The organism is Microbispora sp. ZYX-F-249 (assembly GCF_039649665.1).
Classification (GTDB): Bacteria; Actinomycetota; Actinomycetes; order Streptosporangiales; family Streptosporangiaceae; genus Microbispora; species Microbispora maris.
On the sequence record NZ_JBDJAW010000019.1, the window covers coordinates 17,428 to 42,945 of the forward strand.

Consider the following 25,518-nt stretch of genomic DNA (forward strand, 5'->3'; position numbering starts at 1 on the left):
TCATGGGGCGATTCGCCGCGGGTTGGTGGAAATGTGCTGCCCCACCCGCTTGACCAGCATCGCCATCTCGTACGCGATGTGCCCCACGTCGGCGTCGGAGGCGGCCAGGACGGCGAGGCAGGTGCCCTGTCCCGCGGCCGTGACGAACAGGAACGCGGCCTCCATCTCGACGATGGTCTGCCTGACCTCGCCCCCGCCGAAGTGCCGTCCGGCACCCCGCGCCAGGCTCTGGAAGCCGGCCGCGACCGCGGACAGGTGTTCCGCGTCCTCCCGGCTCAGCCCCTGGGAGGCTCCCACGACGAGGCCGTCGGTGGAGAGGATCACCGCCTGGCGGACGGCGGCGACCCTGCTGATGAGATCGTCGAGCAGCCAGTTCAGTTCGCCGGTCGACGACGCTTTGCCGGTCATTCCTCACCCTTTTCGCCGTGCGTGTTGTGTTCGTGGTGGCCGGGTGTGGCCACACCCGGCCGATCGGAGTCCTCCCGGCCCCGCAGTGCACCGCGCTGGAAGGCGCTGAACATCGCTCTCGCCTCCTCGGGCGACCGCTCCTCCACGGTCGGGGCGGACAGCGGCGGCCTCTGCGGGGGCTGTTCCTGCGGGGATTGAGCCTGCTGGTACTCGGGGCGAAGCTGCGGGGCGATGTTGGCCTGGCGGACCCTGCGCGGCAGCCCGGCATGGGTGCCGTTGGAGACGGATGTTCCGGACCGCTTCGTGCTCGTCCGCTGCGCCAGGCCGTTCGCCGCCACCCCGGCGGTCGCCGGCTCGGGGGCGGGCGAAACCGCGGGCGAGACGGAGGGCGAAACCGCGGGCGAGACGGAGGGCGAAACGCTGGGCGCGGCCGCCGCGCGCGGGCTTTCGAAGCCGGAACCGGCGCCGAAGGGCCGGGGGGAGAGATCGTCGCGCGCCGCGGAGGGCACGGCCTCGGTCCGCAGGGCGGCCGGCGTGAAGAACGGGGACGGCTCGGACGCGCTCGGACGCTCCTCCGGATCCTCCGTCCCCTCGCGAAGGTTCACCGTCTCCCCGCGAAGGTTCACCGTCTCCCCGCGGAGACCCGCCGTCTCGCCGCGGAGACCCGCCGGGACGTCCCCGGCGACCTCTCCGGCGATCGTGCGGATCTCCCGGAGGTCGTGGGACGGGCGGCCCGGTCCCGGGTCGGCGTCGAACGCCTCGCCGGGCCGGACGTCGGTGTCGCCGCCGCCGGAGGCCAGCGCGAACTTGGCGTGGGCGCCGCGGCCGGCCGGGTCCGCCAGCGCCGCGGGCGAACTCTCGTCGACCATCAGGGCCCGGGGGATGAGCACGATGGCGGTCGTCCCGCCGTACGGCGATCCCCGAAGGACCACGCCGATCTCGTGGCGGGCGGCGAGCTGGCCGACGACGAAGAGCCCGAGCCGGTCGCTGTCCGCCAGGTCGAACTCCGGCGGGTCGGCCAGCCGTGCGTTGATCTCGTCGTACTCCTGGGGCATCAGGCCGAGACCACGGTCCTCGATCTCCACCGCGAGCCCGTTGGCGACGACCTCCCCGCGCACCTCCACCTTCGTCTGCGGGGGCGAGAAGATCAGGGCGTTCTCCACCAGTTCGGCGACGAGGTGCACCACGTCGGCCACGGTCGCGCCGGCGATGGCGGCGTCCGGCATCGGGGCCATCGAGACGCGGGTGTAGTCCTCGACCTCGGAGATCGCCGCGCGGATCACGTCGATGAGCGGCACCGGCTTGCGCCAGGACCGCCCGGGGGCGGAGCCGGACAGGATGATCAGGCTCTCCGCGTGGCGGCGCATGCGGGTGGTCAGGTGGTCGAGCCGGAACAGGTCCTCCAGGCTCTCGGGGTCCTCGGCGCGGCGCTGCATCGTGTCGAGCAGTGTGAGCTGGCGGTGCAGCAGGGTCTGCTTGCGGCGGGCCAGGTTGAGGAAGACCTGGCTGACGCCCCGGCGGAGGGCGGCCTGGCCGACGGCGGCCTCCACGGCCGTGCGCTGGACGGAGCTGAACGCGTGCGCGACGTCCTCGACCTCGTTGGCCCCCGTCGCCTTGATCGGGGGCGCCTCGGCCTCGACGTCGACGTCCTCGCCCCGCCGCAGCTTCTCGACGACCTGCGGCAGCCGTACGTCGGCGAGTTCGAGCGCGGCGTCGCGCAGGCCGGCGAGGTCACGGGCGAGGCGGCGGCCGAACCGGACGGAGAAGATGATCGTGGCGACGATGACCACGAGCCCGAGGCCGCCGGCGATCAGGATGCGGAGCATGATCGCGGTGGCGACCGAGGTGGCGGAGCCGCTGAGCGCGTCCGAGGCCTTGACCCGGGCCGAGTCGAGCCTGACGATCAGCTGGTCGACGGTCGCCGACCACCTCTCGGCCTCAGCGGGCAGCGGGCCGCCGGAACGCACCTGGTCGACGATCTGGTTCTCCAGGGCGGTGAACCGGTCGAACAGCGGCGAGGTGAGCACCTGCTCGTACGGCGCCCGCATCTCCCCGCTGAGGACCGGCCGGTTCTTGCTGTAGAGGAACCGCCGGGTGGCGACCCACTCGCTGAAGGCGTTCTGCTCCTGGGCCGTCATCGTGCCGCTGGCGAGGGCGCCGCGGACGAGGGCGTCCTCACGAGTGATCATCTCGTGCGCGTTGCCCATCCCCTGCATCGCGCTGGCCACCTGGAAGGTGGCCAGGTCGGGCACGGAGACGAGCCGTTCGTACAGCGCGAACAGGTCGTCCATGATCGCGTTGTACGACGTGATCGCGGTCAGCCTGTCGGCCCTGCCGAGCGTGACGGACTCCCTGACGGACGGCAGGCGGTCGAGGGAGGACAGCAGGGCGTCCAGGGACGCCACGAGCTCGTCGCTCATGGCGGCGCGGGTCGCCCCGTCGTCGGCGGACTTCCTGAACCTGTCCGCGGCGGCGGTGGTCTTGGCCTGCTGGGCGGTGAGCGCGGTGGAGCCGGTCTGGCCGCTGCTCAGCACGCCGGCGGTCAGCGCCCGCTCGGTCTGGATCTGGGTGCCGAGGTCGGTGGAGGTCACCCCGATGGTGTCGTACAGCGTCTTCGAGTTGAGGAGGACGAGGCCATCGCCAACCGTGAGCTTTAGGGCAAACCCCCACATAGCACTCAACATGAGCAATGGCAGGAGCAGCAATAAGAAGATCTTGAACCGAATCGACCGGTTTCTCGAACCCATGGCCACTCCTGCAGTGCTGGAGGCTCGCGCCGCATTTATGGGGGAATGCACCTCCGGAAGATCGCACAGAAGGCTAGCACCGATACAGTGCTGGCGCAGTGGGAGGATTCGATGATTACTGTGATCACTGGGGCGGGTGCCGGAATCGGTGCAGCTTCTGCCCTTGATCTCGCCCGGCGAGGTCATCAAATCGTGCTCGTCGGACGCACTCCGGACAGGCTCCGCGCCGTCGCCGACCGCGCGGAGCGGGCCGGTGGCAGCCGTCCGGACACGCTCGTCGCGGACTTCTCCTCCCTCGACCAGGTGCGCCGGCTGGCGGCCGAGTTGCTGGAGCGGTACGAGCGCATCGACGTGCTGATCAACAACGCCGGCGTCATGACACCCGAGCGCCGCACCACCGTGGACGGCAACGAGTGGATGATGCAGGTCAACCACCTGGCGCCGTTCCTGCTGACGAACCTGCTCCTCGACCGGCTCGCGGAGTCGTCCGCCCGCGTCGTCACCACGTCGTCCCGGGCCGCGAAGACGGGCCGCCTCGACCCCGCCGACCTGTCCAGGGAGTGGCGGCGCTGGAACGGCTGGCTGCAGTACGGCGACTCCAAGCAGGCCAACGCGCTGTTCACGGTGTCGCTCGCCGAGCGCGGCCTGGCCGCGACGTGCCTGCACCCGGGCGTCTTGAAGACCGGCTTCGCGGAGGGCACGTTCTTCATGAAGGTGGTGTGGCATCTGCCCGGTATGGGCGAGCCGGTCGAGGCCGGGGCGGCGCGGATCGTCCACCTCGCCACGCACTCTGACGGCGTCGACCACCCGGGCCGGTACTTCGTGAAGAACGCTCCCGCACGGGCGCCGCAGAACATGTCCGACCCCGCACTCGCCGCCGCCCTGTGGGACGCGAGCCGCGCCGCCACCGGCCTGTCCGGCTGAAGGGGCGGCCACGCCGCCGGCGTGGTGCCGGCGGTTAGGGGACGACGGGTTATCCGGCCGCTCACCCTGCCGGCTCCGCCCGCCCGATCCCCGGGTGCCACAGCGGAGGAGACGCACGGGTGGCCGGGCCGGGGAGAGTTCGGGCAGTGTTCGCCCGCGGTTGTGCCGGTGCTCACGGACGGGTGACTAGGGTCCGGCCGCATGACCGTGATCGCGCCCGCCCGCCCCTCCGGCGCTGCCGTCGCCCGCGACCCGCTGCTGGACAACGCCAAGTTCCTCGCCATCGTGCTCGTCGTCTCCGGGCATCTCGTCGAGGAGCTGAGGGACGTCCCGGCGGCGCACGCGCTCTACTTCTTCGTCTACCTCTTCCACATGCCACTCTTCATCGTCGTCAGTGGCTATTTGTCCCGAAATTTCACGTTCTCTCCGGGTAAGGCGCGCAAGCTCATCAGCGGCCTCGCGGTGCCGTACGTCATCTTCGAGGTGGCCTACTCGCTGCCCCGCTTCTTCCTGTACGGCAAGCTCGAAATCAGCCTGCTCGACCCGTACTACCTGACCTGGTTCCTGATGTCGCTGTTCCTGTGGCGGCTGTCCACGCCGGTCTGGCAGCAGTTGCGGCACCCTCTGGTGGTCGCGGTCGGGCTGTGCCTGCTGTCGGGGACCAGCGCCCTGCCCGACGAGCTGTCGATGAACCGGACGTTCGGCCTGCTGCCGTTCTACGTGCTCGGCCTCATGCTCACGCCGGAGCACCTCGGCCGCCTTCGCGGGCGGCGGGCGAGGATCGCGGGCGGGGCCGTGCTCGCGACGGTGCTCGCCGGGGCGTTCGCCGTCCACACGCTCGTGCCGACGGAGTGGATCCGCTGGCGTCACTCCAACCACCAGATCGGCGTGGACGACCTGACCGGCACGCTGATCAGGCTCGGCATGCTGGCGGTCGGCGCCCTGCTGGTGACGGCGTTCCTCGCGGTCACCCCGAGCCGCCGCACCTGGTTCACCGGCCTCGGCGCCGCCACGATGTACGCCTATCTGCTGCACGGGTTCGCGGTGAAGGTCGCCGAGCGCTTCCACGACGCCCTCCTCAACCCGCTCGGCGTGGCCGCCATGGCGGCCCTCGGAGCCGTCCTCGCGGCCCTGCTCTGCACGTCCCCGGTGCGCAGGGCGTTCCGATGGGCGGTGGAGCCCGACGTCTCCTGGGCCTTCACGAGACTGCGCCGGCCAGTGAAGAGGGAACCCGCCGCGACGTAGTGGAACTTTGCGCGACGACCCTCCGTTGGCCGAAGTGATGGTGCAGAGTTGGGCGAATCGCACATCCGGCGGGACGGGCCATCGAAAACGGCCCTGTCACGGCACGGTGATACGGGGTAACGTGCGCATTCGCGGTGCAGCCAGGAGCGGTGGAAACGACGGGGTGACGCGGGTGGTCGGCAGACAGGGCAGGGTCACGGGGAAGATCGGGCCCGGCCTCGTCGGCGAGGTGATGGTGCCCATCCGCGGGGGTGTCGAGGCGTTCTACGCCTATCCAAGCCTTCCCGACGAGGAGATCCCGGTGGGGTCGATCGTCGTCGTCGTGGAGTATTCGCCCCCGCGCACCGTCTACGTCGCTCGTGCGGTCGTCTGACTCGCTCCCTCGCTCTTATCTCCCCCCACTACACGGAGGCTCCCATGTCCCCGGAGATCCTGGTCGTGGGCGGTGTGGCCGTTGTCGCCCTCATCGTCCTCATCCTCCTGTTCAAAGCCATCTGGCGGGTGGCCGAGCCCAACGAGGCGCTCATCATCTCGGGCCTCGGCGCCCACACGAAGAACGAGCTGGCCGACAGTCTCGGCTTCAAGATCGTGACCGGCAAGGGCACCGCGGTGCTGCCCGGCTTCCAGACCGCCCGGCGCCTGCGGCTCGACAGCCGGGCCACCAACCTGCAGGTCAACTGCGTGACGCAGCAGGGCATCCCGGTCCAGGTACGCGGCGTCATCATCTACAAGGTGGGTGACGACTTCACCAGCATCGCGAACGCGGCGCGGCGCTTCCTCGACCAGCAGGACTCGATGAACGGCGCCATCCACGAGCTGTTCACCGGTCACCTGCGCTCGATCATCGGCAACCTGACCGTCGAGGACCTCATCCTCAACCGCGAGCGGCTCACCAGCGAGACCCGCAGCTCCGCGGCCGACGAGATGAGCAAGCTCGGCCTGGTGGTCGACTCGCTGCAGATCCAGGAGATCGAGGACGAGACCGGCTACATCACGAACCTCGGCAAGCCGCACGCCGCGAAGATCGCCGCCGCCGCGCGCATCGCCGAGGCGCAGCGCGACCAGGAGGCCACCGAGGCCGAGCAGGTCGCGGCCGCCAAGAAGGCCTCCGCCATCCGCGAGTCGCAGATCCAGCAGGCCGGCTACCAGGCGGAGGTGGACCAGGCGGCGGCCAAGGCCCGGCAGGCCGGCCCGCTGTCGGAGGCCACCGCGCGCCAGGAGGTCGTCGTCCAGGAGACCAGGGCCGCGGAGCTGGAGGCCCAGCTCGCCGAGCAGCGGCTCCAGTCGCAGGTTCGCAAGCCCGCCGACGCCAAGGCGTACGAGACCGTCACGCTGTCCCAGGCGGAGCGCGACGCGCGCATCGCCCAGGCCGAGGCGGAGGCCAGGGAGACCGAGCTGCGCGCCGCGGCCCAGGCGTCCCAGGTGAAGCAGGCGGCGGCCGCCGACGCCGAGTCGGTACGGGTGCGCGGTGAGGCCGCCGCGGCGGCGACCAAGGCGACCGGTCTGGGCGAGGCGGAGGCCGCCAAGGCGCGGGGTCTCGCGGAGGCCGAGGCGGCCAAGGCGAAGGGCCTCGCGGAGGCGGAGGCCGCCAAGGCCAAGGGTCTGGCCGAGGCCGACGCGATCAGGGCCCGGTCCGAGGCGCTGCGCGAGAACCAGGAGGCCGTCATCGCCCAGCAGCTCGCCGAGAACTGGCCGCAGATCGTGGAGGCCGGCTCGAAGGCGTTCGGCAACGTCGACCACATGGTGGTCCTCAACGGCGCCCAGGGCATCGAGGAGATGCTGGCCAAGGCGCTCACGCTCGGCGGCACCGGCCTCGGCCTGGCCCGCTCCCTGCTGGCCGGCGGCGCCCCGGCCGAGAAGGACGGCGCGAGCGTGAACGGCGCCGAGCCCCCGGCCACGAGGAACGCCATCGACACCACGTCCTGATCCCACGGCCCGCGTTCGTCCCCGTCCACCGGACGGGGACGAACGTTCTGCGTGGTGCGCAGCCATCCGTCGTCGCGGGCGCCGGCGGGCCTGACCCGGCCGTTCAGCCGCGGGTCAGGTCCTGGAGGCCCACCACGCGCAGCAACGCCAGCCGCTCGTGGGACCGGCTGCCCGGGCGGGCGGTGTAGACGACCAGCCGCTGGTCGTGCTCCGGGCTGAGCAGCACCTCGCAGTCCAGCTCCAGCAGGCCGACGACCGGATGCAGGAAGCGCTTGACGTCGGAGCGGCGTACGGCGACGTCGTGGGTGTCCCACAGTGCCGAGAACTCCTCGCTGTGGGCGCGGAGCCGGCGTACGAGCCCTGCCAGCCGCGCGTCGTCCGGACGGCGGGCGAGTGTGGCGCGCAGATCCGCCACCGCCGCGCGGGCGGCGCGGTCACGGTCCTCGGCCGGGAAGAGTTCCCGCGCGGACGGGTCGGTGAAGTAGCGCCAGGCGACGTTGTGCTCCGCCTCCGGCCGGGCGGACACGTCGCCGTGAAGTGCTCTGGCCATCGCGTTCTGCGCGAGCACGTCGCCGCGGTCGCTCACCACCCGGGCGGGAACGTCGGTCAGCCGGTCGAGGACGAGCAGCAGGCCGGGGCGGACATGCTCCGTGGCCGGCCGCCGGTCCCGCGGCGGCTCCTCTCCGGCCAGATGGAAGAGGTGGTCCCGTTCGTCGCCGGTCAGCCGCAGCGCGCGGGCGACGGCGGCGAGCATCTGGCGGGACGGGCGTGAGCCCCTGGCCTGCTCCAGTCGCGTGTAGTGGTCGGTGGACATGCCCGCGAGCTGCGCGACCTCCTCGCGGCGCAGTCCCGGGGTGCGCCGCCGCGCGCCCTGCGACAGCCCCACGTCGGCAGGCGTGAGCCGGGCACGGCGGTGACGCAGGAAGTCGGCCAGTTCGGTTCTGTCCACATCCCCCACCATGCCCGGGATGCCGGGAGGCAGCCAGGGACCGCCCGTCCCCGGATAAGGGCGTCTCTCCCGCCGGCGCCCGCACCGCCGGACGCTGGGAACCGGAACGACCCGGATCTCCCGACGAAGGAAAGCTGGTTCGCATGGAGTACCGCACGCTCGGCCGCACCGGTATCAAGGTCAGCCCCTATGGACTCGGCGCACTGATGTTCGCCACGTCCATCGGCAACCCCGATCCCGGCGACTCGGCCCGCATCATCCACAAGGCACTGGACGCGGGGATCAACCTCATCGACACCGCCGACGCCTACGGCGACTCCGAAGAGGTCGTGGGCAGGGCGATCGAGGGGCGGCGGGACGACGTCGTCCTCGCGACCAAGGTGAGCCGCCCGATGGGCGACGATCCCAATCAGCAGGGCGCCTCGCGGCGCTGGATCATGACCGCGGTGGAGAACTCGCTGCGCCGCCTGCGGACCGACCACATCGACCTCTACCAGATCCACCGGCCGGACCCCGCCACGGACGTCGAGGAGACCCTCTCCGCGCTCTCGGACCTGATCCACAGCGGGAAGGTCCGGGCGATCGGGACGTCCGCCATGCCGGCGTCCGACATCGTCGAGGCCCAGTGGGTCGCCGAGCGGCGCGGCCTGGAGCGGTTCCGCACCGAGCAGCCGCCGTATTCGCTGCTCAACCGCGGCATCGAACGCGAGGTGCTGCCGGCCGCGCAGCGCTACGGAATGGGCACGCTCGTGTGGGGCCCGCTCGGGCAGGGACTGCTCACCGGACAGGTCCGCAAGGGGCAGCGGAACGAGCTCCGCCGCGCCGGCTTCCTCAAGCACGTCAACGACGAGCACCGCATCGAGGCCGTCGAGCGGTTCATCTCGCTCGCCCGGGAGGCGGGACTGCCGCTGACCCACCTCGCCATGGCGTTCGCCATCGCCCATCCCGGCGTGACCAGCGCGATCATGGGGCCGCGCACGATGAGCCACCTCGACGACCTGCTCGCCGGCGTCGACGTCGCACTCACCGACGACATCCTCGACCGGATCGACGAGATCGTCCCGCCCGGCACCGACGTCGGCACACTCGACCAGGCCTACGTGCCGCCGGCACTCCGGCACGCGAGCCTGCGCCGTCGTCCGGTCCCGCCGCAGCCGCGACCGGTGCGGTAACGCCTGGTCAGTCGAACGACAACTCGGTCGTACGGCGGGGCATGAGCAGCAGCGCGGCGACGCTGAGCACGGCCACGACGACGAGCGCGAGGAAGATGTGGTGGACGGCGTCGTACAGCGCGCCCCGGACGAAGGACGCGGCGGCCGAATGGGCCTGCGCGCCCTGCGCCTTCAGCACCAGGCTCGTGGCGTCGAGGCTGTCGGGCAGTTGTCCCGCGACACCGGCCGGCGGGTGGGCGAAGCGGTCCGACAGCGTCGCGTTGGAGACGGCGCCGAGCGCCGCGGCGCCGACCGTGCTGCCGATGGAGCGGAAGAACATGTTGGTCGCGGTCACCACGCCGCGGCGCTCCCAGCCGACGACCGACTGCACGGCGACCATGGTGGGACTGGCGGACAGGCCGAGGCCGACGCCGACGACGAAACAGGCGGCCGCGACCTGCCAGATCATCGCGTTCTGCCCGAGCAGCGCGCACAGCACGGTGCCGGCCACCACGACGACGATGCCGATCAGGGCGGTGTCGCGGAACCCGATGCGCATGTAGAAACGGCCGGACAACGTCGCCGCGAGGGGCCAGCCGACGGTGAGCGCGGCCAGCGCGAAGCCCGCCACCAGCGCGCCGGTGCCCAGCACGCCCTGCGCGTACGTCGGGACGTACGAGGTGAGACCGATGGTGAGGGCGCCGACGCCGAGGGAGGTCAGGTTGCCGCCGGTCAGCGTGCGGCGGCGGAAGACCCACAGCGGCAGCACCGGCTCGGCCGCGCGGCGCTCCACGAGCACGAAGGCGACGATCATGAGCAGGCCCGCCGCGAAGATCAGCAGGCTGGGCGCGGAGTTCCAGCCCCAGGCGACGCCGCCCTCCAGCAGGCCGAGGATGAGCAGCGAGGAGCCGCCGGTGAGCAGCGCGGCGCCCGTGTAGTCGATCCGGTGGGAGCCCCGCTTCACCTGCTCCTTGAACCGGCGGGCGAGCATCCAGGCGGCCACCGCGCCGAGCGGCAGGTTGATGAAGAAGATCCAGCGCCAGGAGACGTACTCGGAGAAGACGCCGCCGAGCGTCGGGCCGACGACGGCCGACATGCCCCACACGCTGGCGAGGTAGCCCTGCACGCGGGCCCGTTCCTCGACCGTGTAGAGGTCACCGGCCATCGTCATGCTGATCGGCTGCACCGCCCCGGCCCCGATGCCCTGGATCGCCCGGAAGGCGATCAGCGCGGGCATGCTCCAGGCGATCCCGCACAGCACCGACCCGAGCAGGAACGCCCCGATGCCGAAGAACATCACCGGCTTGCGCCCGAACACGTCGGCGAGCTTGCCGTAGATGGGAACGGTCACGGCCTGGGTGAGCAGGTAGATCGAGAAAAGCCAGGGGAACTGGGAGAACCCGCCGAGGTCGGTGACGACCGAGGGCACCGCGGTCGCGATGATCGTGCTGTCCAACGCCACCAGAGCGGTGCAGAGCATGATGGCGCCGAGCACGGGACCGCGTTCTGACCGCAGGCCGATGCCCTTCGATGTCGTCGTCGTGGTCACGTGGAAGGCTCCCCTGAACGTTCGTGCACGTACGCGGGACCTCCCCACGTGGGCGGGAAGGTCCCGGAACAGGGCAACTATCGCAAACCGCCCGGCATTCCTTGTCGAGTGCCGGCCGCGTTCCACGGCGTCAGCCGCGGCGCTGGGTCTCCTCCAGATAGCGCAGGACGGCCGTGACCCTCCGGTCCGCCCGGTCGGTGGGCGCGAGGTCGAGCTTGGCGAAGATGCTGCGGATGTGCTTGTGCACGGCGCCTTCGCTGATGAACAGCCGCTCGGAGATGGCGGTGTTGCCCAATCCCTCGGCCATCAGGGCGAGCACGTCGCGTTCCCGCGCGGTCAGCCGCTCCAGCCCGCTGTCGGAGCGGGTGCGCGTGAGCAGTTGTGCGACGACCTCGGGGTCGATGGCCGTGCCTCCGGCGGCCACTCGATGCAGTGCGTCGAGGAACTCGTCGACGCGGCCGACTCTCTCCTTGAGCAGATATCCGAGCCGGTCGGTTCCGGCGGCGAGCAGTTCGGTGGCGAACGCCTGCTCGACGTAGGCGGACAGCACGAGCACCGCCAGCCCGGGCTGACGGCGCCTGGCCTCCACGGCCGCGGCGATGCCCTCGGTGGTGTGGGTCGGCGGCATCCGGACGTCGACGATGGCCACGTCGGGCCGGTGGGCGTCGACGGCCGCCAGGAAGGTGTCCGGAGAGTCGGTCGTGGCCACCACGTCCAGGGACTCCGCGCGCAGCAGCAGTGCGACCCCTTCACGCAGCAGCGGGTCGTCCTCGGCTATCACGATCCGCACGGCAACTCCACGTCGAGGGTGGTCGGCCCACCGGGTGGGCTGGTCAGGGTGAGACGTCCGTCGTGCGCCTCGATGCGGCTGCGCATGCCGGTGAGCCCGGAGCCGTGGCGTTCGTCCGCGCCGCCGACGCCGTCGTCCTCGATGCGCAGGGACAACCGGCCGCCCGCCCGCCGTACGGTCACCGTGGCGTGCCCGGCCCGGCTGTGCCTGGAGATGTTGGTCAGCGCCTCGGCGCTCACGAAGTAGGCGGTGGCCTCGATGGAGGCGGCGCACCTGCCGGGCGCGTCGACGTCCACCCTGCAGGGCACCCCGCAGTTCGCCGCGAGCCCGGCGAGCGCGTCGGCGAGCCCCCGGTCGGCCAGCACGGGCGGCAGGATGCTGCGGACGACCGTACGGAGCTCGGCCAGCGCCTGCTCGGCGGTCTCCTGGGCGCGTTCGAGCATCTCCTCGGCGCCCGGCCGGTTCTGCGCCAGCGCGCGGCGGGCCGCGCCGAGCAGCACGGTGACGGCGACCAGCCGGTTCTGCGCCCCGTCGTGCAGTGAGCGTTCGATCCGCCGCAGCTCCGCGGCGTGGGCGTCCAGCGCCGCCGCGCGGGTGGCCGACAGCTGTGCGATGCGCAGGGACAGGTCCATGTCCGCGGTCGGCGCCAGGAGCCGGCGTCCCGGCCAGGCCTGCAAGCGGGCCATCCAGGTCCCGAGGACCAGGAAGCAGACGGCCAGCCCCACGCCGAGGATCGCGACCGCCCAGGCGCCGGCGTCGTCGTGCACGTCCCAGAACACCATGGTCGGGGCGGGGTCCTCCACCGGCAGCGCCCGCCACCACAGCGGATACGTGATGTCCTGCACGGCGTCCACCACCAGGGTCAGCGCCGCCAAGCCGAGGAACAGGCCGAGCGTCGCGTGCACGAGGAGCCAGCACAGCTCCCGCCGTACGGCGGGGTCGGCGAGGGCGGCGCGTACGCCGGCCGGCGCGGGTCCCAGATTGGGGATCTCCGGCCCCCAGCGGGACAACCGGTTGCGCTCCCGCTCGGCGACGGACCGCACGGCACGCGGCACGGTGGGCGCCAGGAGCAGGCCGAGACCGATCACGCAGGTGACCGCGACCAGGATGAGCCACAACAGACCGGCGAGCGCCAGCAGCGCGGTGCCGAGACCGCCGACGAGGTGTTCGAAGGCGTCGAAGAGGCCACGGGCGCGTGCGGCGACACCCCTCCGGCCGTCGTGCCGGCCGTCTCGCCGGCTGCCGGCCGGCCTCCGCTGGCGCGCCGCCATGATGCACACCCCCTCGGGCCCACGAGCTTAGATCATCTTTGTCGCAGCGGTCGTTCAACGCTGCGGGGCGAGCTCCGGCGCGGGTTCGTCGCTCGGGCGGTAGCCGAGGCGGCCGCGGGTCGCGATGAGCACCAGGACCGCCGCCGTGGTGGCCGCGAGCAGGGTGACATGGCTCGCGTGCTCCGGGGTGTCGATCGCCGGGAACATGCCCGAGTAGACGATCGACATGAAGTTGTTGACGCTGACGTGCAGCAGCATGACCAGCGGCAGGCTCTGGCCGGTCCGGTTGAACACCCAGGTGACGACCACGCTGAAGACGGTGGCGAAGGCGACGAACTCGCCGATCCTCATCCAGGTGACGTCCGGCCACCCGCCCCACTGGCTCAGGAACAGCGGCAGGTGCCAGACGCCCCACAGCGGGCCGAGGATGGCGGTGGCGCCCAGGGGGCCGAACTTCCGCTGCATGCGGGGCAGGGCGAAGTCGCGCCAGCCGGGCTCTTCGGCCAGACCCGTGGTGACCATCTGGAGCACCAGGCTGGGCACGTAGGCGACCAGCGCGGCGACGGGCGGCATGTGGAAGTCCTCACCGGAGAGCGCGAAACCGGTGACGATGATGGCGGCGGGGACGCCGAGGGCGGTCACGAGGTACCAGACCCAGCCGACCCGCCACTTGGTCATCCGCCGGACCCACAGGCGGACGCCTTCCTTGCCGTCCGCGACCCTGGTCACGATGTACGCGGCGAAGATGGGGCCGAGGTAGGCGCCGGGGAGAACGCCGGAGAACTGGGTCGTGCCGAGCAGCGAGGGGAAGTCGAAGTCCCAGACCCCCAGGCCGTTGTTCGACAGGACGTAGGGCAACCAGGCCGCCCAGCTCATGAGGTTGGCCAGGACGAAGAAACTGATCAGCGGGCGGCGGCGGATGACGCCCCGGATCCCGGTCTCGCTCGTGTGGTGCGCGGCCCGCGGCCGGCTGTCGACTGTCATTGCACTTTCTCCTGTGGGAGCGCTGGACTGACAGTGATCAGCACACCAGCCGCAGGCCCTCCCGGTCGCTCCCGCGGACTGCCCAATGGAGGTACAGCCAGGGGTACCAAGCGGAGAACGGCCAGGTCGGAGTGGGGCCGGGAAAGGCCGGAGGCGGTCGTCCAGGGCCGCGACGGGCTCCCGGACGACCGCCTCCCGCAGGAGCGGCAGGGTCAGATGAGAACGTGCGCCTCGGGGTTGCCGGCGAAGCAGAACTGCGCGTTGCGGGTCAGCTTGTAGTCCGCCGCCTGCCAGGTGTGGGCGGTGGCGTCCGAGCCGCGCATGTAGATGAAGTTGTACCGGTCGGCCGAGTAGATCCGGACGCCCTCCTCCTTGCAGCGCCGTACGAGCCGGGTGTCCTCGCCCGCGTTGACCGCCTCGAACGGGAACGCCCGCAGCAGGTCGGCCTTGGCCAGGATCGTCGCCCCCTGGATGAGGTGGGCGTAGCGGTGCTCCAGCCCGGGCAGCCGGAAGATCGTGACGTCCTGCTCGGGGAAGTACGTGTAGTGCGCGCCCTTGCCGACCATCTCGGCGTCGGCGTAGTCGAAGGAGCGGACCAGGTCGGACAGGTAGTGCTCGCCGTAGATGTTGTCGTCGTCCATCTTGGAGATCAGCTCGCCCTCGGCGTGGGCGATGCCGTGGTTGAGCACCTCGCCGAGCGTCCAGGCCGGGTCGGCGGTCAGCACCTTCACGGCCGGGATGCCCGCCGCGAGGGCCTTGTCGCGCACGACCGCCGGGTCCTCGGACAGGCCGTGCATGACCAGCACCAGCTCCAGGTTGCGGTGCCGCTGCCGCGCCACCTGGCTGATCGCGTGTTCGAGCTGCCCGGCGCGGTTGGTGGGGAGCACCACGGAGATCGACCGCGACCGGGAGACCACCGGCAGGCCGAGGTCGGCGAGGATCTGATCGACCCGGTGGGAGAACAGGTGCTTGTCGAACACCTCGCGCATCGCCAGGTGACCCTGGCGGGCCCGCAGCTCCGGGCTGTTGATCAGGTAGATCGCCCGGTTGTACGCCTCCTCCTGCGAGTGCGCGACCGGGATCAGCGGCCCGAACGTCTCCTCGATGGCCCGTGACCACCCCGACAGCACGGTGGTCGAGCAGGCCGACAGCTCGAAGACCCGGCGCGCGCACATGGTCGGCGAGTCGATCACCGAGTTCACGTTCAGGAAGACCTTGTACATCTTGTACGCGGCCAGCATCTGCTCGTACGGCAGCTCGCCGACGATGTGCGGGCGGTACTCCTCCGGCCAGGCGTACTTGTCGGCCACGGAGGCGTTCCTGGCGAAGATGTGCAGGCCGAGCGGGCGTACGGGCGCGAGGATCGTCTCCATCTGCTCGCGCCGCTCGGGGTGCTTGTCGCGGAAGTACATCCCCGCGAAGACGATGTCGTACGGCCGGCCCTGCTTGGTCTGGATCGGGTTGTGGATCCGGGGCTGGGCGGCGAACTGCAGCACACCGACACGGTCATGACCCAGAACCTCGCGATATTTCGGGATCATGTCGCCGTCGCACGTGTACACGTAGTCGAACAGCTTGGCCGTCTCGATGAAGAAGTCGAAGTTGGGCGGGTCCTCCTTGTTCCAGAAGACCGTGGGGATGCCCTCCTCGCGGCACCAGGTGATCAGGTCGCGCAGCTCCTGCTTGGGCGCGTTGGTCCCGGTCATCTGGTAGCGCCAGCGGCCCTGGTTGCCGTGCCAGGCCGACTCGCAGAACAGCATCTCCGGCCGCTTCTCGGCGAAGATCTCCCGCCAGTCCTGCAGGCCGAACTCGATCTGGTCCCACTCGTACTTGAAGGCCATGCGGGAGAAGTCGTCGAGGATCACCGCGACGCGCATGTCCGGCCGTACGACCGGGCCGTCGGGCCACTTGAGACCCGGGATCTTGACCTCGGGGCCGCGCGCCTCGGCCTCCGCGGCGACCTCGATCGCGGACGGCGGCGCCTTCGGCGCCTTCCTGCCGTCCTTCATGGCCTTGCTGAGGTCGCGCGGCAGCCGGACGATCTTCTTGGGCTTCGACGCGTTCGTCAGCACCTGCGCGACCCGGTACGGCTTCTGGGTCTGGGTGGCCTGCAGCCTCCACAGGGCGTAGTCGGCGCGGGCCTCCTGGTAGGCGAGCCGGTTCTCCAGGTCGCGGATCCGCTGCTCGTACTGCTCGACGTGCTTGCGCTCCTCGGGCAGCCAGTTCACCGGCCCCAGCCGCTGGAAGCGGGGCTCTTCAGGAGTCTCTTCGGTCTCAGCCATACCTCTCCCCTTTACGGAAGGGTCATCGTACGGGGGTCAACGCGGCCTTTATGCCTATTCGCGCAACTAGCGGACCTGACCCTTGGCCGCGGGGGAGAGGCTGTCGCCGCGGAGCCAGGCCTCGATGACCCGGGCGATCCGCGGCCCGGCCGCGCCGTCCCACAGCGGCGGCAGCTCGCCGCTCGGCGTGGCCGCGCCGTCCGCCAGCGCCTTGGACGCCGCGGCGGGCAAGGAGGCGGGCGTGACGAGCCGGTTGGTGCCGTGGGTCACGGTGATCGGCCGCTCGGTGTTGGGCCGGACGGTCAGGCAGGGGACGCCCAGCATGGTCGTCTCCTCCTGCACGCCGCCCGAGTCGGTCACCACGAGGGCGGCGCCCCTGACCAGCGACAGGAAGTCCACGTAGCCGAGCGGGTCCACGATCTTCAGGTGCGGCCGGTCCACGAGCCCGGCCTCCGCGAGCCGCTGCCGGCCGCGCGGGTGGAGCGGGACGACGACGGGCACCTGCTCGGCCACGCCGAGCACCGCGTCGACCAGCTCGCGGGCCGCCTGCGGGTCGTCGACGTTCGCCGGGCGGTGCAGCGTGGCGACCGCGTACCTGCCCTCGATCGCCAGGCGCTCCTGAACGGGCGCGGGGTCGAGCTTCGGCAGCGCCGCGAACAGGCTGTCGATCATCGGGTTGCCGACGAGGTGCACCTTGGCCGGGTCCACGCCCTCGTTGGCGAGGTGGGACAGCGCCTCCGGCGAGGTGGCGAAAAGCAGGTCGGACAGCGCGTCGGTGACGACCCGGTTGACCTCCTCCGGCATCTCCCGGTCGAAGGAGCGCAGGCCCGCCTCCACGTGCGCGGTCGGCACGTGCAGCTTGGCGCAGACGAGGATCGCCGCGAGCGTCGAGTTCACGTCGCCGTAGACCACCACGAGCGCCGGGCGGTGTTCGAGCACGACGTCCTCCAGCCCCGTGAGCAGGGCGGCCGTCTGCCGGGCGTGGGTGCCGCTGCCGACGCCGAGGTTCGCGACCGGCTCGGGCAGGCCGAGGTCGGCGAAGAACACGTCCGACATCAGCGCGTCGTAGTGCTGGCCCGTGTGGATGATGCCCTGCCGGATGCCGAGCTCGGCCAACCCCTTGACGACCGGGGCCGCCTTGACGAAGTTGGGCCGTGCGCCCAGTACGTGCAGGACGAGGGGGTTGTCTCTCATCTACCTCGCCTTTCGCCTTTTCTCCAGCCTGGGACAAACGTTGCCTATGGTACGGTCGCGCCGTGGAATCCGAGGCCAACAAGCCCGTGAAGGCCGTGTCCGCCGCGTCCGCGAAGGCCGGCCTCGGCGGCTTCCTCCGGGGGTTCGCGAGGAACCCGGTGCTCGTCTCCCGGATCGTCGTGAGCAAGGTCAAGTCCGACCCGATGCGGGTGGCCCAGGCCGCCGCCGACGCGATGCCGCCCGGGATGCGCCCGGTCGTCGGCCGCGTCGCCTGGCCCGCGGCCCGGTTCGTGAAGGTGCGGACCCGCAAGATCCTGCAGCGAGCGGCCAAGGGCCCGCTGCGGGACGCCAAGGCCCACTTCGACGCCGGCCGGCTCACCGACGCGGTCCAGGCGCTCCAGCCGCACGCCCGATGGCCGTTCGTCCGCCGGAGGATGGCCTACTACGAGGGTGAGAAGGCCGCGCTCGGGCCGAACCCGATCCCGCCCAAGGCGAAGATCATCATGGGCGAGCGGATGCCCGGCCGCGTGCTGCACATGGTCACCAACGCCCTGCCGTACACGCAGGCGGGCTACACCGTGCGCACCCACCGCATCGTCACCGCGCAGAAGGCGGCCGGGCTCGACCCCCACGTCGTGACGAGCTGGGGCTGGCCCATGCTCCAGGGGCACACCGACGCCGAGCCGTACGAGGAGATCGACGGGATCCCCTACTACCGGCTGCTGCCCAAGGACGAGGTGCCCTTCGAGAGCCAGGGGCGGATGATCCGCGGCGCCGCGGACGTGTCGGAGCTGGTCAGGACCCTCCGCCCGCAGGTCCTGCACGCGGCGACCGACCACCGCAACGGCTCGGTCGCGCTCGCCGTGCGCGAGCGGACGAACACGCCCTTCGTGTACGAGGTGCGCGGCTTCCTGGAGGAGACCTGGGTCTCCCGCGACCCCGCCCGTGTCGGCAGCGAGCGGCACAGGATGCAGCGCGACCGCGAGGCGCAGATCATGCGCGAGGCCGACGCGGTCGTCACGCTCGCCGAGACGATGGCCGCCGAGATCATGGAGCGCGGCGTGCCGAGGGAGCGCATCTTCCTCGCGCCCAACGCCGTGGACGACTCCCTGCTGACGGCCGACTACGACGGCGAGGCGTTCCGCGACCAATACGGGATCGGCCGGGACGAGATCGTCGTGGGCTCGGTGTCGAGCATCGTCGCCTACGAGGGTTTCGCCACCCTGCTGAGCGCCGCCGCGCTGCTGCGCGACGCGGGCACGCCGGTGAAGGTCCTGCTCGTCGGCGACGGGGCCGAACGGCCCGCGCTGCTCGAACAGGTCGAACGGCTCGGCCTGAAGGACGCGGTCCTGCCCGGCCGGGTGGGCCCGGACGAGGCCCTGCAGGCCCAGGCGGCCATCGACATCTTCGTCTGCCCGCGTGAGGACCTGCGGGTCTGCCGCCTCGTCACGCCGCTGAAGCCGGTCGAGGCGATGGCGCTCGGCAAGCCGGTCGTGCTGAGCGACCTGCCCGCGCTCTCGGAGCTCGTCGGCGGCGAGGGGGCCGGTCTGCTGGTGCCGCCGGGAGACCCGGCCGAGCTGGCGAAGGCGCTGGCCGCCCTGCGTGACGATCCCGAGCGCCGCCGGGCGATGGGTGAGGCCGGCAAGGCCGAGGTCGCGGCGCACCGGACCTGGAGCAGCCTGGCCCGCACCTACCAAGGGATCTACCAGTCCTTGACCGAAGCTCGATAAACAGCAGGAAGTCCGATGTGTTGCATCAGGCATGCTTGGTGCCGAGTTGAGATAACCTTTGCCACCATGAAGTGTTGTTTCCGCCCTCAGGCCACATCGTGACAGCCTTCGATCTGACGATCATCGGGCTGGGGTACGTGGGCATGCCGCTGGCCAAAGAGGCCACGGCGGCGGGCCTGCGGGTGGCCGGTCTGGACGTCGACCCCCGCAAGGTCGACGCGCTCAACGCCGGCCGCTCCTACATCGACGACCTGACCGACGCCGACCTCGACGCGATGCTCTCCGGCGGCTTCACGGCCACGCTGGACGCGTCCGTGCTGTCGCGGTCGCGCACGATCGTCATCTGCGTCCCTACGCCGCTGGACGAGGACCACCGTCCCGACCTGTCGGCCGTCGAGGGCGCCACCCGAACCGTCGCAGAGCACCTTCAGGCGGGCACGCTCGTCGTGCTGGAGTCCACCACGTGGCCCGGCACCACCGACGAGCTGGCGCGGCCGATCCTGGAGAAGTCCGGGCTGGTGGCGGGTGAGGACTTCCACCTGGCGTTCTCGCCGGAGCGGATCGACCCGGGAAACCCGAAGTTCGGCCTGCGCAACACTCCCAAGGTCGTCGGCGGCTACACCCCCGCGTGCAAGGAGCGGGCCGCCGCCTTCTACGCCCAGTTCGTCGAGCGGGTCGTACCGGTCAGCGGCACCCGCGAGGCGGAGATGGCCAAGCTGCTGGAGAACACCTACCGGCACGTGAACATCGCCCTCGTCAACGAGATGGCGATCTTCTGCGACGAGCTCGGCGTGAACCTGTGGGAGGCCATCGAGGCGGCCTCGACCAAGCCGTTCGGCTTCCAGAAGTTCCTGCCCGGTCCCGGCGTCGGCGGCCACTGCATCCCCGTCGACCCGTCGTACCTGTCGTACACGGTGCGCAAGCTCGGTTATCCGTTCCGGTTCGTGGAACTGGCCCAGGAGATCAACGAGCGGATGCCGTCGTACGTGGTGGCCCGCGTGCAGCGGCTGCTCAACCGGGCCCGCAAGCCGGTGAACGGCTCGCGCGTGCTGCTCCTCGGCGTGACGTACAAGCCCGACATCGCCGACGAGCGGGAGACGCCCGCGATCCCGGTGGCCGAGGCCCTCCTGGAGCTGGGCGCCGAACTGTCGTTCTGCGACCCGTACGTCAAGGAGTGGTCGGTCGAGGGCACGGCGATCCCCCGCGAGGAGGACCTGGCCGAGGCCGTGGCCGCCGCCGACGTGGTGGTCCTGCTGCAGCAGCATTCGGCCTTCGACCTTGACGTGGTGGAGGAGCGAGCCTCTCTCGTGCTGGACACTCGCGGCGTGCTCGCCACGAGCGAACGCGTCGAGCGGTTGTAGGAAGGGTCCCGCGCGTGCACGTGCTCGTCATGACGGTGGTGCATCACCCCGAGGACGCCCGGATCTTGCACCGGCAGATCCGTGCGCTCGTCGACGCCGGTCATGAGGTCACGTATGCCGCGCCGTACACCGCCCGCGGGGTCGTGCCGCGGTCGTTCGTGACGGGTGTGGACCTGCCCAGGGCCGCCGAGCGGCGCCGCCTGGCGGCGGTGCGGGCGGCCCGCAAGCTGTTCAAGAGCATGCGCGGCAAGGTCGACCTGGCCCTCATCCACGACCCCGAGCTGCTGTTCGCGGTCGCCGGGGTGCGCGGGCGCCCGCCGGTCGTCTGGGACGTCCACGAGGACACCCCCGCGACGCTGTCGCTCAAGCCGTGGCTGCCGGCGTTCCTGCGCCCGCCGACGCGGTTCCTCGCCCGGCTGCTCGAAACCACCGCCGAGCGCCGGCTGCACCTGCTGCTGGCCGAGACGGCGTACGCGGGCCGGTTCAGACAGCAGCATCTCGTGGTGCCGAACGAGACGTGGGTGCCCGACAGGGTCAGCCCGCCCGGTGACGACCGCGTGGTCTACCTCGGCTGGCTGTCGGAGGCCCGGGGCGTCCAGGAGGCCGTCGAGGTGGCCCGCCTGCTCCAGCCGCACCGCGTGGCCGTGGAGCTCATCGGCTACGCCGACCCGCAGAGCAGGCCCCTGCTGAACGAGGCCGTCGCCCAGGGCCTGCTGGAATGGCGCGACTTCATGCCGAACGACGAGGCGCTCAAGCGGCTCGACGGCGCGCTCGCGGGGCTCTCGCTGCTGCACGACGAGCCCAACTACCGCCACTCGATGCCCACGAAGATCGTGGAATACATGGCGCACGGCATCCCGGTCATCACCACCCCCTCGCCGCGGGCCGTGGAGCTCGTCGAGCGCTACCAGTGCGGCGTGGTCGTCCCCTGGCAGGATCCCCAGGCGGTGGCGCGGGCGGTGCTGCAGCTCAGGGACAACCCCTTCGAACGGCACGGGACCGGCGGCCGGGGCTACGCCGCCGCGCGGGCGCACCACCACTGGCCCAACTCCGCACGCCGGTTCGTCGCGCAATTAGAGGCCTGGGCCGGCGTCAAGAGCTGAACGCCCGGTGAACACCGCCCCGGACGGCCTTCGACGGCGACCGGGCAGCGCGACCTCCGGGTAGGCTGGGCACCAGCAAGATCATTTGAACGACGGGCGGTAGTGTCCTGAAAGTGCGCTGGCTCACTCTGATCCTCGGCGTGGCGATCCTCGCCGGTGTCGCATCAGTGGTGATCGTCTTCCGCGACGGGAACACCGGGTCCGGCACCGCCAGCGCAGGGCAGACCGCCCCCGCGACCCCGGCGCTCGGGTCGCCGACGCACAGCGAGTTCACCGACCCCTGCGGGACGTTCGAGACCGCGGCGACCACGCCGTACGCCGTGAGCGGCTACTGGCTGATCCCCACCTCCGATCCCTGCACCTGGCGCCGCCAGCTGGAGGCCATCCACCGGCTCGGCGGGGACACGGTCGTACGCCTCGGGTTCGGCCTGTCCCCGCGCAAGACCGACGACGCGGGCCAGGTCCTGGAGGCGTCGACCCCCGAGGGCAAGGACCCCAAGCCCGACGCCAGGTACGCCCGCTGCGCCGAGAACGGGCTCTCCTGCGTGCGGGCGGCGGAAAGCGACCTCAAGGCCGCCAACCCCGGCAACGAGATCACCGGGACGTACGTCTACCGCACCGACGAGCGGTTCGGCCCCGGCATCCTCCGCTGCCCGCAGATGGAGCACGAGATCGTCGTGGGGGACGCCGTCTTCTTCCGGCTCGTCGCGCCCGAGGACGGCTCGGACGACCCCACCTGCGACTTCACCTCCCAGGGGCGCGGCTATCACCTGATCCTCGTCTCCGCGGGCGCCAAGGACAGCCTCACCGAGCTGCTCGGCCTCGGTGACCGGTTCGGCATCAAGGTCTTCCCCGCCCTGCCGCTCGCGCCGCGCGATCCCGAGGAGTCCACGCGGGCCGACCCCAGGCACATCGGCACGCTCACCACGCTGACCCGGCGGATCCTGCAGGACTACGGCGACCGCTTCAACGGCCGCGAGTCGCTGGGCGGGGTCTACCAGCCGTTCGAACTGCAACTGCGGGACTGGCCCGACCCGAGCAAGGTCCAGACGCTCCAGGTGTACGCGGAGCAGCACCTGATCGTCGAGCAGGAACTGCCGGACAAGCCGATCCTGGTGAGCCCGTACATCGACAGCCGCAGACGGGTGAAGTACACCTCCACGCCCAGCCAGGTGGCCCAGGGCTTCAAGGCCCTCGCGCGCACCGGCGTGGAGATCATCGCCCCGCAGGACGGCCGCGGCACGGGCAAGGTCGGCCTGTTCTGGCCGAACTGGAAGAACAAGCCGGTGGACGACGCCCTCAAGCCGGTCGTCGGCGAGAGCACGTACGCCACGGCCTACTACGGCAGCACCCGGGACTACTACCGGGCCATGTCGCTGGCCCGGCAGGAGCTGGTGCAGGAGGGCGTCCAGGTCGAGCTGTGGGCCAACGTGGAGGCGTTCGAGCCGTCCACCTCCACCGAGACCTGCGGCCGTCAGGGCACTCGCGGACGTACGGACAAGCCCAGGCTCGACACCCAGGTGACGCTCGCCGCGCCGTACGTGTCGAAGATCATCTCTTACATGTGGAGCGACTTCTTCACCTGCGGCTCGCCGTCGCTGTCGGAGGAGATCGCGGCCGACTGGAACCGCCCGATCCCCATCGAGGCGCAGCGGCACGCGCGGCAGATCCAGGACGGCCTGGAGATCCGCGGCTACCACCTCGGCTCGGCCAAGGTCACGCTGAGCTGGCCGGACCTGGACACCCCCCGGGTCGTCGACTCGGCCACGGTCGGCTGGCACGACTCCACGCCGCTCCCGGGGTTGCCGGCGGGCACGGAGCAGATCTGGATCCCGGTCGACTGGGAGACGGTCCCCGAAGACGTGTGGATCCGGGTGGAGGTCACCTCCGCCGACGGCAGGAAGTCCGCCGAGCCGGTCTACTACCACAACACCCGCTGACCGGTCCCGCTCCGCCGGTCCGCGGCTCGCGGCGGTGCGGGCCCGGGCCTGTGCGAGAAGCGATCGGTTGTTCCGCCCATTCGGAGAGCCCGGCCGTGAGCCCGAGCATGAGCCTGGCCTCGAGCTCGGACATGAGCCCGGCTATGAGCGCGATCACGAGCCCGGCCATGAGGCCGACCGCGCGGGCGGTTCGTCGTCGCTCCGCGCTGCTCGGCGACCAGGCCGGTCAAGGCCGCCTTGGCGGCGCTGAGGATCTCCTCGGCCGCGGGCGGTGCGTGAGTGGTCGTGCGTCCGGCCCACATCACCACCGGTGCCGCGAGTGCCAGCGCACTCAAGACGAGGGACGCGAAATCGGCACGGTTGACCGTGTCGTCGGGGTCGAGGACATGATGCCGGTTCCCCGGCCGTTCCCGGGCCCGGCAATGTCCGCGCAAGGAACGGACAATGCCGCGGCGGGGCGTCCCCGCGGCCGCTTCCGCCCGCTGATCTCCTTGCCTGCGCCGCCCGGCGGATCTTGCCGCGCGGGCGGAGACCACAGGCCGGTTCGCCGGCTTCACGGTGCCCGTCGCATCAGGGCATTGGACGATCGACAAGGAGACCGCCCATGAACCGACTCCGTCACCTGCCCGCCGCCCTCACGGCGGGTGCGCTGGTGGCCGCGATGGCCCTGGCGGCCCCCGCGGCCACCGCCCAGGCCGCGAGCGAGCGTGCGACCGTCGTCACCGCGCTCGGCTACGACAGCACGGGCTGGACGTACCGCCAGGTGCCCGCCACCACCCAGGTGCCGGGCTTCGCCGAGCAGGGCTTCGACGACAGCGCCTGGCCGACGGGACAGGCGGGCTTCGGCACCACGAACGGCACCTGCTCGTGGAACAACCAGGCCAATGTCAAGACGCCGTGGGCGGTCAACACCGACCTCCTGGTGCGGCACTGGATCCACCTGCCGCGGGACGCGCAGCAGGTGCGGATCCAGGGCACGGTGGACAACGACGCGCAGGTCTACTTCAACGGTCACCTGCTGAAGAGCGTCACGAGCGGCAAGTGCGCCGCCGGGGCGATCGACGTCGTCGTGCCCGTGACCGATCTGGACTGCTGCAACCTGCTGGCCGTCCGCGCCCACGACGCCGGCGTGGCGGCCTACCTGAACCTCCGGGTGACCTACGTCAAGCCCACGCAGGCGCTCTGACGTTCCCGGCGGCACGTCGCCCGGCGCCGCCCGCGCCGGGCCGGGCGACGTACGGGGGCCGGCCCGCGTGCCCGGCGGACGGCCCGAGGTGCGGCCCGCGTCCTGTAGCGTGCTGGGCATGATCCCGCGTATCCCCGTCAGCGTGGATCTCGTCGTGCTCACCGTCAGGTCCCAGCAGCTCAGCGCCCTCGTCTGGCGGCGCGACAGGCCACCGTACGAAGGCCGGTGGGCGCTCTCCGGCGGCTTCATCAAGCTGGAGGAGGACCTGCCCGCCGCGGCGGCCCGCGTGCTGGCCGAACGGGCCGGCCTGCCCGGTGCGCCGGTCCATCTGGAGCAACTCCAGACCTACGGCTACCCGGACCGCGATCCGCGCCAGCGGGTCGTCAGCGTGGCCTACCTGGGCCTCGCGCCCGACCTGCCCGCCTCCACCGAGGCCCACATGAGCTGGCAGCCGGTGGCGGAGCTGACCGAGATGGCCTTCGACCACCGCAGGATCATGCTCGACGGCGTGGAGCGGGCCAGGGGCAAGCTCGAGTACACCTCGCTCGGCGCCGCCTTCTGCCCACCCGAGTTCACGGTCGCGGAGTTGCGCCGCGTCTACGAGATCGTCTGGGGACGGCCGCTCGACCCGCGCAACTTCCACCGGAAGGTCACCAAGACGGAGGGCTTCCTCGTGCCCACCGGGCGCACCACGACCCGGGACGGCGGCCGTCCCGCCATGCTCTACCGCCGTGGCCCCGCCGTGCTGCTGCACCCGCCCATGCTCCGCACCTGACAC

At 71.3% G+C, this 25,518-nt stretch carries 20 protein-coding genes; 11 read left to right on the top strand and 9 right to left on the bottom strand.

Annotated features, from left to right (window positions below; genetic code table 11):
- Complete coding sequence (locus AAH991_RS22450; protein WP_346227849.1) at nucleotides 1-408, bottom strand: roadblock/LC7 domain-containing protein; 408 nt, start codon at nucleotides 406-408, stop codon at nucleotides 1-3.
- Nucleotides 405-3,080, bottom strand: a complete 2,676-nt coding sequence (locus tag AAH991_RS22455) for a sensor histidine kinase (RefSeq protein WP_346227850.1) — start codon at nucleotides 3,078-3,080, stop codon at nucleotides 405-407. Before AAH991_RS22455 ends, AAH991_RS22450 begins: the two co-directional genes overlap by 4 nt.
- Before the next feature lie 186 nt (nucleotides 3,081-3,266).
- Between AAH991_RS22455 and AAH991_RS22460 the strand changes: the two genes are divergently transcribed.
- The 4 genes from AAH991_RS22460 (at nucleotide 3,267) to AAH991_RS22475 (ending at nucleotide 7,250) form a co-directional block, all read left to right on the top strand.
- A complete protein-coding gene (locus AAH991_RS22460) occupies nucleotides 3,267-4,079 on the top strand; it encodes an SDR family NAD(P)-dependent oxidoreductase (RefSeq protein WP_346227851.1) in 813 nt (270 codons plus the stop codon).
- 201 nt (nucleotides 4,080-4,280) lie between these two features.
- On the top strand, nucleotides 4,281-5,324 hold the full coding sequence (locus AAH991_RS22465; RefSeq protein ID WP_346227852.1) for an acyltransferase family protein: 1,044 nt from the start codon (nucleotides 4,281-4,283) through the stop codon (nucleotides 5,322-5,324).
- A 172-nt stretch (nucleotides 5,325-5,496) separates the two neighbouring features.
- Nucleotides 5,497-5,697 (top strand): NfeD C-terminal domain-containing protein, encoded by a 201-nt coding sequence (locus tag AAH991_RS22470; protein WP_346227853.1) that lies wholly within the window; start codon nucleotides 5,497-5,499, stop codon nucleotides 5,695-5,697.
- 44 nt (nucleotides 5,698-5,741) lie between these two features.
- Nucleotides 5,742-7,250 (top strand): SPFH domain-containing protein, encoded by a 1,509-nt coding sequence (locus AAH991_RS22475; protein ID WP_346227854.1) that lies wholly within the window; start codon nucleotides 5,742-5,744, stop codon nucleotides 7,248-7,250.
- A 103-nt stretch (nucleotides 7,251-7,353) separates the two neighbouring features.
- Here the strand turns inward: AAH991_RS22475 and AAH991_RS22480 are convergent, their stop codons facing one another.
- Nucleotides 7,354-8,199 carry a helix-turn-helix transcriptional regulator gene (locus AAH991_RS22480; protein WP_346227855.1) on the bottom strand — a complete coding sequence of 282 codons (846 nt, stop codon included), beginning with the start codon at nucleotides 8,197-8,199 and terminating at the stop codon, nucleotides 7,354-7,356.
- 143 nt (nucleotides 8,200-8,342) lie between these two features.
- Between AAH991_RS22480 and AAH991_RS22485 the strand changes: the two genes are divergently transcribed.
- The gene (locus AAH991_RS22485) at nucleotides 8,343-9,371 is read left to right on the top strand and encodes an aldo/keto reductase (RefSeq protein WP_346227856.1); all 1,029 of its coding nucleotides are present in this window, start codon (nucleotides 8,343-8,345) and stop codon (nucleotides 9,369-9,371) included.
- 7 nt (nucleotides 9,372-9,378) lie between these two features.
- Here the strand turns inward: AAH991_RS22485 and AAH991_RS22490 are convergent, their stop codons facing one another.
- From AAH991_RS22490 to wecB, 6 genes are all read right to left on the bottom strand, one after another.
- Entirely contained in the window at nucleotides 9,379-10,899 is a 1,521-nt protein-coding gene (locus tag AAH991_RS22490) for an MDR family MFS transporter (RefSeq protein WP_346227857.1), read from the bottom strand.
- Between the two features lie 130 nt (nucleotides 10,900-11,029).
- On the bottom strand, nucleotides 11,030-11,689 hold the full coding sequence (locus AAH991_RS22495) for a response regulator transcription factor (protein WP_346227858.1): 660 nt from the start codon (nucleotides 11,687-11,689) through the stop codon (nucleotides 11,030-11,032).
- Nucleotides 11,677-12,960, bottom strand: a complete 1,284-nt coding sequence (locus AAH991_RS22500; protein ID WP_346227859.1) for a sensor histidine kinase — start codon at nucleotides 12,958-12,960, stop codon at nucleotides 11,677-11,679. The genes AAH991_RS22495 and AAH991_RS22500 overlap by 13 nt, the downstream gene beginning before the upstream one ends.
- A gap of 54 nt (nucleotides 12,961-13,014) precedes the next feature.
- Entirely contained in the window at nucleotides 13,015-13,944 is a 930-nt protein-coding gene (locus AAH991_RS22505) for a CPBP family intramembrane glutamic endopeptidase (protein ID WP_346227860.1), read from the bottom strand.
- Between the two features lie 212 nt (nucleotides 13,945-14,156).
- On the bottom strand, nucleotides 14,157-16,226 hold the full coding sequence (locus AAH991_RS22510) for a glycosyltransferase family protein (RefSeq protein WP_346227861.1): 2,070 nt from the start codon (nucleotides 16,224-16,226) through the stop codon (nucleotides 14,157-14,159).
- A 66-nt stretch (nucleotides 16,227-16,292) separates the two neighbouring features.
- Complete coding sequence (gene wecB / locus AAH991_RS22515) at nucleotides 16,293-17,420, bottom strand: non-hydrolyzing UDP-N-acetylglucosamine 2-epimerase (protein ID WP_346227862.1); 1,128 nt, start codon at nucleotides 17,418-17,420, stop codon at nucleotides 16,293-16,295.
- A 62-nt stretch (nucleotides 17,421-17,482) separates the two neighbouring features.
- Between wecB and AAH991_RS22520 the strand changes: the two genes are divergently transcribed.
- The 6 genes from AAH991_RS22520 to AAH991_RS22545 all read left to right on the top strand — a co-directional run bounded on the left by AAH991_RS22520 (nucleotide 17,483) and on the right by AAH991_RS22545 (nucleotide 25,515).
- Nucleotides 17,483-19,150, top strand: a complete 1,668-nt coding sequence (locus AAH991_RS22520) for a glycosyltransferase family 4 protein (protein WP_346227863.1) — start codon at nucleotides 17,483-17,485, stop codon at nucleotides 19,148-19,150.
- Nucleotides 19,151-19,248: 98 nt separating this feature from the next.
- A complete protein-coding gene (locus tag AAH991_RS22525) occupies nucleotides 19,249-20,511 on the top strand; it encodes a nucleotide sugar dehydrogenase (RefSeq protein WP_346227864.1) in 1,263 nt (420 codons plus the stop codon).
- 14 nt (nucleotides 20,512-20,525) lie between these two features.
- The gene (locus tag AAH991_RS22530) at nucleotides 20,526-21,614 is read left to right on the top strand and encodes a glycosyltransferase (RefSeq protein WP_346227865.1); all 1,089 of its coding nucleotides are present in this window, start codon (nucleotides 20,526-20,528) and stop codon (nucleotides 21,612-21,614) included.
- A 113-nt stretch (nucleotides 21,615-21,727) separates the two neighbouring features.
- On the top strand, nucleotides 21,728-23,554 hold the full coding sequence (locus AAH991_RS22535) for a DUF4434 domain-containing protein (protein WP_346227866.1): 1,827 nt from the start codon (nucleotides 21,728-21,730) through the stop codon (nucleotides 23,552-23,554).
- A gap of 604 nt (nucleotides 23,555-24,158) precedes the next feature.
- Nucleotides 24,159-24,740: a hypothetical protein gene (locus AAH991_RS22540; RefSeq protein ID WP_346227867.1), complete on the top strand. Its 582-nt coding sequence runs from the start codon at nucleotides 24,159-24,161 to the stop codon at nucleotides 24,738-24,740.
- Nucleotides 24,741-24,858: 118 nt separating this feature from the next.
- Nucleotides 24,859-25,515 carry an NUDIX hydrolase gene (locus AAH991_RS22545; RefSeq protein ID WP_079314646.1) on the top strand — a complete coding sequence of 219 codons (657 nt, stop codon included), beginning with the start codon at nucleotides 24,859-24,861 and terminating at the stop codon, nucleotides 25,513-25,515.
- Nucleotides 25,516-25,518 lie beyond the last annotated feature (3 nt).